The sequence below is a fragment of the Cellulomonas fimi genome (assembly GCF_028527925.1).
GTDB classification, from domain to species: Bacteria; Actinomycetota; Actinomycetes; order Actinomycetales; family Cellulomonadaceae; genus Cellulomonas; species Cellulomonas fimi_C.
Genome location: NZ_JAPESW010000047.1, coordinates 17113 through 29537, shown reverse-complemented (window position 1 = coordinate 29537; position 12425 = coordinate 17113). Strand labels below are relative to the sequence as shown.

Here is a 12425-nt window from a genome sequence, read left to right as displayed (position 1 = left end):
GGCGCGAGCGGCCCTGCTGGCCGTTCGCGCGGATGTCGGCGCTCGCGCACGGCCAGATCCTGGGGGTGGCGGCCACCCCCGACCGGTACGCCGCCGGGAAGTTCGGCGACACCGACCTCGTCGACCTCCACGCCGTCGAGCGGGACGAGGCCGACCGCGTCGGGACGGTCCTGCGTGCTCGCGGTGAACCGGTCGCCGCCCTCGGGGACCGTCAGCACCTCGGCGCGGGTCACGCGCGCACCGGTCCACCCGCGCAGGTCGACGGTGACGTCGGCCGCCGCGTCGAGCCCGCGGTGCGCGAGGAACAGCGCGACGCGCCCGTGCTCCTCGTCCCAGGTCGCGGAGGCGTCGACGAGGTCGGTGTCGCCGAACTTCCCGGCGTCGTACCGGTCGGAGGTGGCCGACACCCGCAGGATCTGGCCGTGCGCGAGCGCCGACATCCGCGCGAACGGCCAGAAGATCGACTGCCGCCACGCAGGGCCGCCGGGCTCGGACCGGATGGGTGCGATGACGTTGACGAGCTGCGCCTGGTTGGCGACGGTCACACGGTCGCCGTGCCGCAGCAGCGAGTTGAGGAACGTGCCGACGACGACGGCGTCGGTCACGTTGTACTCGTCCTCGATGATGCGCGGGTGCTCGCGCCAGACGCCCTCACGCTCGATGACGTGCGGCTGGTCGGGGGTGTCCTTCCCGCGCTGGTACCAGACGTTCCACTCGTCGAACGAGAGGTTGATGCGCTTGGTGTGCTTGCCGGCCGCGCGCACGGCGTCGGCCGTGGCGATCACCGACTCGATGAAGTGGTCCATGTCGACGGCGGACGCGAGGAACGACGCGTGGTCGCCCTCGTCCTCCTGGTAGTACGCGTGCAGCGAGACGTAGTCGACGTACTCGTACGCGTGCCGCAGGACGGTCTGCTCCCACGTGCCGAAGGTCGGCATGCCGGAGTTCGACGACCCGCACGCGACGAGCTCGATCGTGGGGTCGACGAGCCGCATCGCCTTCGCGGTCTCCTGCGCGATCCGGCCGTACTCCTCGGGAGTCTTGGCGCCCATCTGCCACGGGCCGTCCATCTCGTTCCCGAGGCACCACAGGCGGATGTCGAAGGGTTCGGGGTGGCCGTTCGCGGCGCGCAGGTCGGACAGCGCGGTGCCGCCCGGGTGGTTCGCGTACTCGACGAGCTGCCGGGCGGCCTCGACGCCGCGCGTGCCGAGGTTGACGGCCTCCATGACCTCGACGCCCGCGACGCGCGCCCAGTCGACGAACTCGTGCAGCCCGAACGCGTTGGTCTCGACGGTGTGCCACGCGCCGTCGAGCCGCCGGGGCCGCTGGTCGACGGGTCCGACGCCGTCCTCCCACCGGTACCCGGACACGAAGTTGCCGCCGGGGTAGCGGACGACGGTCACGCCCATCTCGCGGACGAGGTCGAGCACGTCGGTGCGGAAGCCGTGCTCGTCCGCCGCGGGGTGCCCGGGCTCGTAGATGCCCGTGTAGACGCAGCGGCCCATGTGCTCGACGAACGAGCCGAAGATCCGGCGGGGCACCTCCCCGACGGTGAAGTCACGGTCGAGGACGAGTCGTGCCTGGGTCATGGGTCTCCTCAGGGTCGAGCGCGTGGTGCGAGCGGTGCGGGCGGAGCGGGAAGGCGGCGGCCCGGCGGGTGGTCCGGGCCGCCGCCGGCGACGTCACTGACCGCCGAAGCCGGTGGTCGAGAAGCCCTTGATGATCTGCCGCTGGAAGAACAGGAAGACGACGATCAGCGGGAGCGCCGCGAGCACGGCGGACGCCATCGTCTGCGCGTACTGCAGGCCGTACGCGCTCTTCACGGTCTGCAGACCGACGGGCAGGGTCATGAGCGAGGAGTCGCTCGTGATGATGAACGGCCACAGGAAGTTGTTCCAGGCCGCGATGAACACGAAGATCGACACGGCCGCGAGGATCGGCCGCGACAGCGGCAGCACGATCGACCAGAACACGCGCAGGCGTCCGGCACCGTCGATCCGGGCCGCGTCCTCGAGCTCGACGGGGACCTGCTCGAAGAACTTCTTGAGCACGAACACCATGGCGGGGTGGACCACCTGCGGGAGGATGATCGCCCAGTACGTGTCGACGAGGTTGAGCGCGAGCATCTCGTAGAACAGCGGGACGATCAGCACCGGCGGCGGCACGATGATCGACGCGATGATCAGCCAGAACAGCCACCTGCGGCCGCGGAAGTCGATGCGCGCGAGCGCGTAGGCCGCGAGCGACGACACGGTGAGCGTGACGACGGTGATCGCGACCGCGGTGAGCAGGCTGTTCCACGTCCAGAGCGGGATGTTCCCCTCGCGCAGCACGCTCCCGTAGGCGTCCGTCGTGAACCCGTCCGCCGGGAACCACGACACGGGCGTCGCCGCGGCGGCCGTCTCCGACTTGAACGACGTGAACACGGCCCACAGGAAAGGCAGCAGCCAGACGACGGCGAGCACGACGAGCGCGAGGATCGCGAGGATCCGACCGGGGCTCGCGAAGCGCTCGCCGACGCGCAGCCCGGCGGCGTGCGAGAAGCGTCCCTGGGGGCGGCGGCGACGGCCACCACCGACGACGCCGGCAGCACCGGCGTTGGGCTGGGGTGCGACGGTGGTGGTCATCGGGCGTTCCTCCGCGACGTGAACCCGACCTGCGCCAGCGACACGATGATGATGACCGCGAAGAAGATGTACGCGATCGCCGACGCGTAGCCGAACCGGTACCCGGTGAAGCCGGACTCGAAGATGTACTGGACGACGGGGCGGGTCACGCCGCCCGGGCCGCCCTGCGTCATGATGTAGATCTGGTCGAAGACCTTGAGCGACGCCAGGATCTGCAGGATCACGATGAGCACCGTCGTGGGGCCGAGCTGCGGGATCGTGATGGACCACAGCTGCCGCCAGCGGCCGGCGCCGTCGAGCGCGGACGCCTCGTACTGCTGCTCGGGGATGTTCTGCAGCGCCGTCAGGTAGAGCAGGAAGTTGAACCCGACGGTCCACCACAGCGTCTCGACGACGACCGCGAGCATCGCCCACTTCGTGTCCTGCAGCCAGGCCTGTCCCTCGATCCCGAGCCCGCTCAGCAGGTAGTTCACGAGGCCGAGCTGCGGGTTGTACATCCAGATCCAGAACTGCGCGGCGACGGTCGACGCGAGCAGGAACGACATGAAGAACGACAGCCGCCACAGCCACTGGCCGGGCAGGCCCTGGAACACGAGCAGCGCCATGACGAGCGCCACGAGCACGAGCGGGACCGTCGAGAGCACGGTGAACCACAGCGTGTTGAGCATCGACCGCCACATGATCGGGTCGCGCAGGGCCTCGGCGTAGTTGTCGAGACCGAGGAACGCGCCGCCGGCACCGGTGATCGACTCACCGGTGAACGACAGGTAGAACCCGTGGAGCAGGGGCCAGAGCAGGAACATCGCGAACACGACGACGAACGGCGTGACGAACAGCCACCCGATCCGGGTGTCGCGCGAGCGTTGCGCGCGGATCACGGACCGTTCGGACGTCGTCGACCCGGGCCGGGTGCGGCCGGGGGCGGCGGTTGCGGCAGAGGACACGATCGGACTCCTTCGTCGGATCGGGCAGGGACGTCAGACCGGGTTCGGCTTGGAGAGCTGCACGTCGACGCGTCGCACGAAGGCCCCGAAGCCCTCGGCCGGGTCGGCGCCGTTGAGGTACACGTTCTGCACGGTCTCGAGGAAGTAGCTCTGGAAGTCGCTGCCCGAACCCGTGAACCACGCCTCGGGGTCGTAGTTGAGGATCTCGGCGGCCGGCGCGTAGTGCGCCTGCGGGACGAGGTCCTGGTACTCGGGGCTCTGCACGACCGGCTGGTAGGCGGGGATGTGCCCGGCCTCGGCCCACGCGAACGAGCTCTGCAGGATGTCGGCGACGAACCGGTACGTCGCGCGCCGCTGCTCGGGGTCCGGGTCGGACTGGTGGGGCAGCGTGAAGGCGTGCGAGTCCGCGTACGCAGCGGGCGTGCCGAACAGCGTCGGGATCGGCATGGCGTCGAACGGGAGCCCGGCCTTCTTGGCGGTCGGCAGCTCCCAGACGCCGGTGAAGAACATCCCGCTCTCCCCGGACATGAACTCCGCGACCGCGGTGCCGTAGTCGCCGTCGGGGGCGCAGATCGTGCCGTCGAGCAGCGTCTGGATGTACTCGAGCGACTCGACCGCGGCGTCGGTGTCGACCTCGGCGCGGCTGCCCGACAGGTCGAACTCGGCGTCGTGCTGCTTGTAGAGCGTGTAGAACAGCCGCCACATCTGCGCGCCGTCGCCGAGGTACCCGTACGACAGGCCGTGCTTGCCCGTGACGGCCTGCATGGCCCGCGCGACCTCGAGGAACTGGTCGGCGTCCTCGATCGGCGCGAGCTGCCCGTCGGTCCCGAGCACGCCCGCCTGCGCGGCGACGTCGGTGTTGTAGAACATCACGAACGGGTGCGAGTCGAGCGCGATCGAGTACTGCGTCCCGTCGAGCCCGCCCTTCTCCCAGACGCGCGGCAGGAAGTCCTGCTCGGTGACGTCGAACTCGGCGAGCAGGTCGAGGTCCCACGGGTCGAGCAGGCCGCCGGGCGCGTACCCGGCGATGCGCGACGCGTGCATGATCGCGGTGTCCGGGGCGCGCCCGCCGACGCTCGCCATCGCGAGCTTGGTGTAGTACGGCGCACCCCACGCGAGGACGGTCTGCGTCGCCTGGTAGCCGTGGTCGAGGCCGTTCACGTCCTCGACCAGGCCCGCCATGTTGATGCCGTCGCCGCCCGACAGCAGGTGCCAGAACGCCAGCTCGCGCACGCCGTCCGCGGCGGCGGTCGGCGACGCGCAGCCCGCGAGCGCCCCGGCGGCCGCGACGCCGCCGATCGCCGCGAGCGAGCCGAGCAGCATCTGCCGCCGGGTCATGCCGGGTGGTCCGGAGCGTCCGGGGACGACGAACCCGGCGCGGTCGAGGGCCGCGGTGGAGGGGGTCGAGCCGCGCGGCGGCCCGTGGCGGTCGGTCATGCCGTCACTCCTTCGTGAGACACGTGTCGAGGCCCCGCGGTGGCCGCCCTCGCAGACGGCGCGGAGCCGTCCCCGGGGTGGCCGTGGCCGGACCAGTCGTGAGCATTACATCGTTGAAACGACTCGGCAAGAGGGACGCCACGCCGGAAATCGGGCAGATCCGCGAGCCGACCGCCCACCGGCGCCGTCGGTGGCCGGTCAGCCCCGGGCGCGGCTGCGGGTCGTGCTGGCGCGTACGACCACGCGGTGCGGGACGGTGAGGTGCCGGGGCGCGCGTGACGGGTCCTCGATCCGGTCACGCAGGAGGTCGAGCGCCGTCGCGGCGAACGCGCGCAGGTCGAACGACACCGTCGTGAGCGGCGGGACGGCGTACCGGCTCGGCTCGACGTCGTCGAACCCCGCGACCGCCACGTCGTCGGGCACGCGCAGCCCCCGTTCCCACAGGACGTGCACGACCGCGAGCGCCATCGAGTCCGTGAAGCAGAAGAAGACCTCGGGCGGCGCGTGCTCGTCGAGGAAGGCCCGCACCACGTCACGCGCCTCGTCGGCCGTCCACCGCGGCGTCGGCAGCTCGAGCGTCGGGTCGTGCGCGACACCCGCCGCCGCGAGCGCCTGCCGGTAGCCCTCGGTGCGCTGCCGGGCGGCTGCGGTCTCCACCTCGCGCGGCGCGCCGACGACCGCGATGCGCCGGAACCCGGCCGCGAGCAGGTGCTCCGTCATGTCGCGCGCGCCCGCGACGCTGTCGACGCCGACCTGGTCGGTGCGGTCCTGCTCGACCTCGCCGATGAGGACCGTCGGCGGCAGCGGGCCGCGCGCGACGTGCTCGTCCACGACGGAGTCGGCCAGCGACACGGGGTTGAGGACGAGCCCGTCGACGAGGTGGGACCGCGCCCGCGACAGCAGCGCCCGCTCGCGCTGCGGCTCGGCGGCCGTCTCCTCGATCTGCACGCTCCACCCCCGCGCGTGCCCCTCCTCGACGAAGTGGTGCGCGACCTCCGCCGAGTACGCGGTCGACAGGTCGGGGAGCGCGAGCGCGATGAGCCCGTACCGCCCGTTGCGCAGACCGCGCGCGCCGAGGTTGGGCACGTAGTCGAGCTCGGCGAGCGCCTCCTCGACGCGGGCCCGCGTCTCCGGCCGGACGAACGCGGTGCCGTTGATGACGTTCGACACCGTCTTCGGGGACACCCCGGCGCGCAGCGCGACGTCCTTCACGGTGGACCGCATCGTCGCCCTCTCCTCGACCGCCGGTGGGGCGCCATTGTCGCGACGGCCGGGCGCCGCGGTCCACACCGTTCCCACACAGGGACGCACGTCGGGGCCACGGGCGGGCACGTACCCTGGACGTCATGCTGACGACGACCCTCGGGGCCGCCCTGCACGCCGCCGGCCCCGTCGCCACGCTCGGGCCCGACTTCCTCGACCCCGACCACATGATCTCCTCGTTCGGGACCGCGGTCGTCATCGGGATCGTCGCCGTCATCTTCATCGAGACCGGCCTGCTGTTCCCCATCCTGCCCGGCGACTCGCTGCTGTTCACCGCGGGCGCGCTCGTCGCGCAGGACACGTTCCCGGTGCACATCAACATCTGGGCGCTGTGCGGGCTGCTGTTCCTCGCCGCGTTCCTCGGCGACCAGACGGCGTTCTTCATCGGCCGCCGGCTCGGTCCCCGCGTCTTCAACAAGCCCGACTCGCGGTTCTTCAAGAAGTCGTACATCGACCAGACGTACGCGTACTTCGACAAGTACGGCGGCCGCACGATCATCGTCGCGCGGTTCGTGCCCATCGTGCGCACGTACGCCCCCGTCGCCGCGGGCGTCGGCAACATGCGCTACCGCACCTTCGTCTCGTACAACGCGGTCGGTGCGCTGCTGTGGGGCGTCGGCGTGACGATGCTCGGCTACCTGCTCGGCAACATCCCCTTCGTGCGCGAGAACATCGAGCCCCTGCTCGTGCTCATCGTGCTCTTCTCCGTCATCCCGATCGCCGTCGAGATGTGGCGCGCCCGCCGCGAGCGCGCGAAGGCGCCGCTCGACGAGCACGGCCGCGACACCCGCTACGACGAGCAGAGCGAGCGCGAGGCCGTCGAGCGCAAGGCCTTCGGCGAGTGACGCGGGAGATCCGCTCCTGGCTGTCCGACATGGACGGCGTCCTCGTGCACGAGGGCACGGCGCTGCCCGGTGCGGCCGAGTTCGTCACCGCCCTGCGCGACGGCGACCGCCCCTTCCTCGTCCTCACGAACAACTCGATCTTCACGCCCCGGGACCTGGCCGCGCGGCTGCGGGCGAGCGGCATCGACGTCCCCGAGCGCGCGATCTGGACCTCGGCGCTGGCGACCGCGCAGTTCCTCACCGACCAGATGCCCGGCGGCTCCGCGTACACGATCGGCGAGGCCGGCCTCACGACCGCGCTGTACGAGGCCGGGTACACGCTCACGTCGTCCGACCCGGACTTCGTGGTCCTGGGCGAGACGCGTACCTACTCGTTCGAGGCGATCACGCAGGCCATCCGGCTCATCCAGGGCGGTGCGCGGTTCATCGCGACCAACCCCGACGTGACCGGCCCGTCGGCCGAGGGCGACCTGCCCGCGACCGGTGCCGTCGCCGCGATGATCTCCGCCGCGACCGGCCGCCAGCCGTACTTCGTCGGCAAGCCCAACCCGATGATGATCCGGTCCGCGCTGAACCGGATCGACGCGCACTCCGAGACGACCGTCATGGTCGGCGACCGCATGGACACCGACGTCGTCGCGGGTATCGAGGCCGGGCTCCGGACCGTCCTCGTGCTGTCCGGGTCGACGCGGCGCGACGACGTCGACCGCTTCCCGTTCCGCCCGAGCGAGATCGTCGACTCGGTCGCCGACCTCGTCGAGCGCGTCTGAGCTCGACGAGCCCACCTCGGTCGAGGGCCGGGACCGAGGTCCCGGTGGTGCGACGCCGTCGGCGGGGAATGCTCGGCGCGTGCCGACGACCGCCCCGCACCGCATGGCCCCCGCCCGCCGCCGTCGCGGACCGGGCTGGGTGTCCCAGCAGCACGGTGCGTGGGCGATGCTCGTCGTCCCGGTGCTGGTGGGCGCCCTGCTGGCGGGGCCGACGTGGCGGCACGCGCTGCTGCTCGTCTGCTGGCTCGTCGGGTTCCTCGCGTACAACGCCGCAGGGCTGTGGCTCAAGGCATCCCGTCGGCCGCGCTACCTCCCGCCCGTGCGGGCGTACGGGGTCGCGACGACCGTGCTGGGGCTCGCGCTCGTCGCGAGCGCGCCGTCGCTGCTGTGGTGGGCGCCCGTCTTCGCCGTCCTGCTGGCCGTGAGCCTCGTGTGCTCGGCGCGACGGGCGGACCGGTCGTGGCTGAACGACGGCGTCACCGTCGTCGCGGCGATGCTCATGACGACGGTCGCCGCGGGTCTGGGATCGCCCGGACCGCTGCCCGGCGCCGGTGACCCGCGCACGTGGGCGGCGACGGGCCTGCTCGCCGCATACTTCCTCGGCACCGTCCCGTACGTGAAGTCGCTCATCCGCGACCGCGGCGACCGGACCGTGCTCGCGGTCTCCCTCGGGTACCACGGGGCGCTCGTGGCGGGCGCGCTCGGCGCCGTCGTCGTCGCCGCGCCCGACGTGGCCGGTGCCGTCGTGTGCGCGGTCGTCGCGCTCGGGCTGCTGCTGCGCGCGGCGCTCGTCCCCCGGCGTCGGCCGTGGCCGTCGGCGACGGCGATCGGTCTCGGCGAGATCGTCGCGACGGTGGTCGTCACCGCCGCGACGCTCGTCGTCGTCTGAGGCGTCCCGTCAGGCCAGGCCGAGGTCGGCCAGGCTGAACAGGTAGTGGTAGGGCACCCCGAGGGCCTCGATCTTGGCCTGCGCGCCGGTCGCGCGGTCCACGATCACCGCGACGCCCAGCACCTCCGCACCGGCCTCGCGCGCGGCCTCGACCGCCGCGATCGGCGACCCGCCCGTCGTCGAGGTGTCCTCCAGGACGACGACCCGCCGGCCCGTGATGTCCGGGCCCTCGATGCGCCGCTGCATGCCGTGCGCCTTCGCCTCCTTGCGGACCACGAACGCGTCGAGGTCCTGCCCGCGCGACGCCGCCGCGTGCAGGAGCGACGTGGCGACGGGGTCGGCGCCGAGCGTCAGGCCGCCCACCGCGTCGATCTCGGCGGTGCCGAGGCCCACCTCCTCGAGCATGTCGAGCATGAGGTGGCCGATCAGCGGGGCGGCGCGGTGGTGCAGCGTGACGCGGCGCAGGTCGACGTAGTAGTCGGCCTCGCGGCCCGACGACAGCGTGACCTTCCCGTGCACGACCGCGAGGTCCTGGATGAGGGCGAGCAGCTGCTCGCGGGGCGTCGGCGAGAGGTCGTGGGTCACGGCCCCCAAGGCTAGCCCGCGGCCCGCGGGCGGTGGCGTCGCATCCGTCAGGCGTCGGCCGGGGCGTCCGCGGGCTCGTCCTCGATCGCGCGCCGGTAGCGGCCGATCGCGCGGATCGCGGACCGCGGGGCGAGGCGGGCGAGCGCCGACATGGTCCGGTAGCGCGCGCTCGGCGTGGAGATGACGACGCCGCGGCGCACGTCGGCGAGGGCCGTCGCGACGACGTCCTCGGCGTTGAGCCAGACGATCTCCGGGTATCCCGTCATGTCGATGCGGCCGCGCTCGTGGAACTCGGTGTGGGTGAAGCCCGGGTTCACGACGGTCGCGGTGACGCCGGTGCCCTTGAGCTCGACGGCGAGCCCCTCGGTGAACGACTGCACCCACGCCTTGTGCGCCGAGTACGTGCCCGACGCCATGAGCGCCGCGACCGACCCCACGTTGAGGATCGCGCCGCGGCCGCGGGCGACCATCGACTCGGCGGCCGCGTGCGACAGGACCAGCACGGCGCGGACCATGACGTCGAGCGCCGTGAGCTCGCGCTCGAGGTCGCCGCCGACGAACTCCTGGTTGATGCCGAATCCCGCGTTGTTCACGAGCAGGCCCACGGGGCGCTCGTCGCTGCGCAGCCGGTCGGCGACGCGCGCGACGTCGTCGGGCCGGGTGAGGTCCGCAACCAGCACCTCGGCGCGGATGCCCGCGGCCGCCTCGAGCTGGGCGGCGAGGCGCGTGAGGCGCTCCTCGTCGCGCGCGACGAGGACGACGTCGTGCTTGGCGGTGGCGAGCTGCCAGGCGAACTCGAGGCCGAGACCGGCGCTGGCGCCCGTGACGAGTGCGGTTCCCATGCCGCCACCCTACGGACCGTCCGGGCCCTGTCGCAGCGCTTCGGCGAGCCGTCCCCAGCCCGGCGGAGCGCCCTCGTGTCCACGGCTCGCCACCGCGGGTCCGCGGTGTGGGCCGGGGCTCGTAGGGTGGGCGGGTGCCAGCCGGACCCGCCCGCCCCCACACCCGTGCCGCCGAGTCGGCGGCGTGGACGGACGACGTCCCGCTGCCCGACGAGCCGCCCTTCGACCCGTCGTACGACGAGCCCCCGTACGACCCGGCCGACGACGAGCCCCTGTTCGACCCGGGCTACGACGCGGAGCGGACCGTGCGGGAGGAGGCCGCGCACGGCGCGCCCGTCCCCGGTCGCAGCCGCCCGCGAGCCGTCCCCGAGCCGGACGACGGCCCGCGCCCGACGCCGCACGAGGTGCTGCAGCGGGTGTGGGGGTACGACGCGTTCCGCGGCGACCAGGCGGAGATCATCGAGACCGTGGTGCAGGGCGGCGACGCGCTCGTCCTCATGCCGACGGGCGGCGGCAAGTCGCTGTGCTACCAGGTGCCCGCGCTCGTCCGGCCGGGCACGGGTGTCGTCGTGTCGCCGCTGATCGCGCTCATGCAGGACCAGGTCGACGCGCTGTCAGCGCTCGGCGTGCGCGCCGGGTTCCTCAACTCGACGCAGCAGCCGCACGAGCGCCGGGCCGTCGAGCAGGCCTTCCTCGACCACGAGCTCGACCTCCTGTACCTCGCCCCCGAGCGCCTGCGCGTCCCCGACACGATCGACCTGCTCGACCGCGGGCGCATCGCGCTGTTCGCGATCGACGAGGCCCACTGCGTGTCGCAGTGGGGGCACGACTTCCGCCCCGACTACCTGCAGCTGTCGATGCTGCACGAGCGCTGGCCGGACGTGCCGCGCATCGCACTCACCGCGACCGCGACGGCCGCGACCCACGCGGAGATCGCGCAGCGCCTGCAGCTCGACGACGCGCGGCACTTCGTCGCGAGCTTCGACCGGCCGAACATCCAGTACCGGATCGTCCCCAAGGACAACCCCCGCGCCCAGCTGCTCGACCTGCTGCGCACCGAGCACGAGGGCGACGCCGGGATCGTCTACTGCCTGTCGCGGAACTCGGTCGAGCAGACCGCCGAGCACCTGGTCGCGAACGGCATCCCCGCGCTCCCGTACCACGCGGGCCTCGACCGCCTCGTGCGCGCCCGCAACCAGGCGCGCTTCCTGCGCGAGGACGGGCTCGTGATGGTCGCGACCATCGCGTTCGGCATGGGGATCGACAAGCCCGACGTGCGGTTCGTCGCGCACCTCGACCTCCCCAAGTCGGTCGAGGGCTACTACCAGGAGACCGGGCGTGCCGGACGCGACGGGCTGCCGTCGACCGCGTGGCTCGCGTACGGGCTCGCGGACGTCGTGCAGCAGCGCAGGCTCATCGACACGTCCGACGGCGACGCCGCGCACCGCCGACGCCTCACGCAGCACCTCGACGCGATGCTCGCGCTGTGCGAGACCGTGTCGTGCCGCCGCGTGCAGCTCCTCAACTACTTCGGTCAGACGTCCGAGCCGTGCGGCAACTGCGACACGTGCCTGACCCCGCCCGAGTCCTGGGACGGGACCGTCGCCGCGCAGAAGCTCCTGTCGACGATCGTGCGGCTCGACCAGCGCAACCAGCGCTACGGCGTCGGGCACCTCGTCGACATCCTGCGCGGCAAGACGACCCCGCGCGTCCAGCAGCTCGGGCACTCCGCGCTCAGCACGTTCGGGCTCGGCACCGACCTCTCGGACGGCGAGTGGCGCGGCGTGGTCCGCCAGCTCCTCGCGCTCGAGCTGCTCGCGGTGGACACCGACGGCTACGGCACGCTCCGGCTCGCGCCCGCGTCCGCCGAGGTGCTGCGCGGCGAGCGCGAGGTGCGGCTGCGGCGGGAGCAGGAGCGCGCGGGCCGCTCGCGCGGCGGCGCGTCCGGGCGCGAGCGGCGGGCCACGGTCGCCGCCGACCTGACCGACGACGCCGCCGAGCGGTTCGAGCGGCTGCGGGCGTGGCGCGCGGGCGCCGCGAAGGAGCAGGGGGTGCCCGCGTACGTCGTGTTCCACGACGCGACGCTGCGGGAGATCGCGACGCAGCGGCCGACCAGCATCCAGGAGCTCGGCACGATCAGCGGCGTGGGTGCGACCAAGCTCGACCGCTACGGCGAGGGGGTCCTCGCGGCGCTGGACGCGCAGCCCGCGGACTGACACCTGC

At 72.7% G+C, this 12425-nt stretch carries 11 protein-coding genes; 4 read left to right on the top strand and 7 right to left on the bottom strand.

Going from position 1 to position 12425, the window contains the following annotated elements; translation table 11 throughout:
• From arfA to OMK64_RS16735, 5 genes are all read right to left on the bottom strand, one after another.
• Nucleotides 1–1589: arabinosylfuranosidase ArfA (gene arfA, locus OMK64_RS16755; RefSeq protein ID WP_272729491.1), on the bottom strand; the 1589-nt coding region annotated here is incomplete at its 3' end.
• Between the two features lie 93 nt (nucleotides 1590–1682).
• On the bottom strand, nucleotides 1683–2627 hold the full coding sequence (locus OMK64_RS16750; protein ID WP_272729490.1) for a carbohydrate ABC transporter permease: 945 nt from the start codon (nucleotides 2625–2627) through the stop codon (nucleotides 1683–1685).
• Entirely contained in the window at nucleotides 2624–3574 is a 951-nt protein-coding gene (locus OMK64_RS16745) for a carbohydrate ABC transporter permease (RefSeq protein WP_374694113.1), read from the bottom strand. The genes OMK64_RS16750 and OMK64_RS16745 overlap by 4 nt, the downstream gene beginning before the upstream one ends.
• 30 nt (nucleotides 3575–3604) lie before the next feature.
• Nucleotides 3605–4909, bottom strand: coding sequence for an extracellular solute-binding protein (locus OMK64_RS16740; RefSeq protein ID WP_272729495.1), 1305 nt, complete (start codon nucleotides 4907–4909; stop codon nucleotides 3605–3607).
• 297 nt (nucleotides 4910–5206) lie between these two features.
• Nucleotides 5207–6232: a LacI family DNA-binding transcriptional regulator gene (locus OMK64_RS16735; protein ID WP_272729489.1), complete on the bottom strand. Its 1026-nt coding sequence runs from the start codon at nucleotides 6230–6232 to the stop codon at nucleotides 5207–5209.
• Nucleotides 6233–6354: 122 nt separating this feature from the next.
• On the opposite strand from OMK64_RS16735, the gene OMK64_RS16730 reads away from it, so the two are divergent.
• The 3 genes from OMK64_RS16730 (at nucleotide 6355) to OMK64_RS16720 (ending at nucleotide 8775) form a co-directional block, all read left to right on the top strand.
• A complete protein-coding gene (locus OMK64_RS16730) occupies nucleotides 6355–7116 on the top strand; it encodes a VTT domain-containing protein (protein ID WP_272729488.1) in 762 nt (253 codons plus the stop codon).
• Complete coding sequence (locus tag OMK64_RS16725; protein WP_272729487.1) at nucleotides 7113–7886, top strand: HAD-IIA family hydrolase; 774 nt, start codon at nucleotides 7113–7115, stop codon at nucleotides 7884–7886. The genes OMK64_RS16730 and OMK64_RS16725 overlap by 4 nt, the downstream gene beginning before the upstream one ends.
• A gap of 79 nt (nucleotides 7887–7965) precedes the next feature.
• A complete protein-coding gene (locus OMK64_RS16720; protein ID WP_272729486.1) occupies nucleotides 7966–8775 on the top strand; it encodes a YwiC-like family protein in 810 nt (269 codons plus the stop codon).
• A 9-nt stretch (nucleotides 8776–8784) separates the two neighbouring features.
• Here OMK64_RS16720 and pyrE read toward each other — a convergent pair whose 3' ends face one another.
• Together pyrE and OMK64_RS16710 are read right to left on the bottom strand one after the other, a co-directional pair.
• Nucleotides 8785–9360, bottom strand: a complete 576-nt coding sequence (gene pyrE, locus OMK64_RS16715; RefSeq protein ID WP_272729485.1) for an orotate phosphoribosyltransferase — start codon at nucleotides 9358–9360, stop codon at nucleotides 8785–8787.
• 47 nt (nucleotides 9361–9407) lie between these two features.
• Complete coding sequence (locus OMK64_RS16710) at nucleotides 9408–10202, bottom strand: SDR family NAD(P)-dependent oxidoreductase (protein WP_272729484.1); 795 nt, start codon at nucleotides 10200–10202, stop codon at nucleotides 9408–9410.
• A gap of 134 nt (nucleotides 10203–10336) precedes the next feature.
• On the opposite strand from OMK64_RS16710, the gene recQ reads away from it, so the two are divergent.
• Nucleotides 10337–12418, top strand: a complete 2082-nt coding sequence (recQ, locus tag OMK64_RS16705; RefSeq protein WP_445292858.1) for a DNA helicase RecQ — start codon at nucleotides 10337–10339, stop codon at nucleotides 12416–12418.
• Nucleotides 12419–12425: the final 7 nt, after the last annotated feature.

Bases quoted from the DNA above. Each gene is read 5' to 3' on its own strand.
- OMK64_RS16750 (WP_272729490.1), bottom strand. From the start codon at position 2,627: ATGACCACCACCGTCGCACCCCAGCCCAACGCCGGTGCTGCCGGCGTC.
- OMK64_RS16740 (WP_272729495.1), bottom strand. From the start codon at position 4,909: ATGACCCGGCGGCAGATGCTGCTCGGCTCGCTCGCGGCGATCGGCGGC.
- OMK64_RS16735 (WP_272729489.1), bottom strand. From the start codon at position 6,232: ATGCGGTCCACCGTGAAGGACGTCGCGCTGCGCGCCGGGGTGTCCCCG.
- OMK64_RS16730 (WP_272729488.1), top strand. From the start codon at position 6,355: ATGCTGACGACGACCCTCGGGGCCGCCCTGCACGCCGCCGGCCCCGTC.
- OMK64_RS16710 (WP_272729484.1), bottom strand. From the start codon at position 10,202: ATGGGAACCGCACTCGTCACGGGCGCCAGCGCCGGTCTCGGCCTCGAG.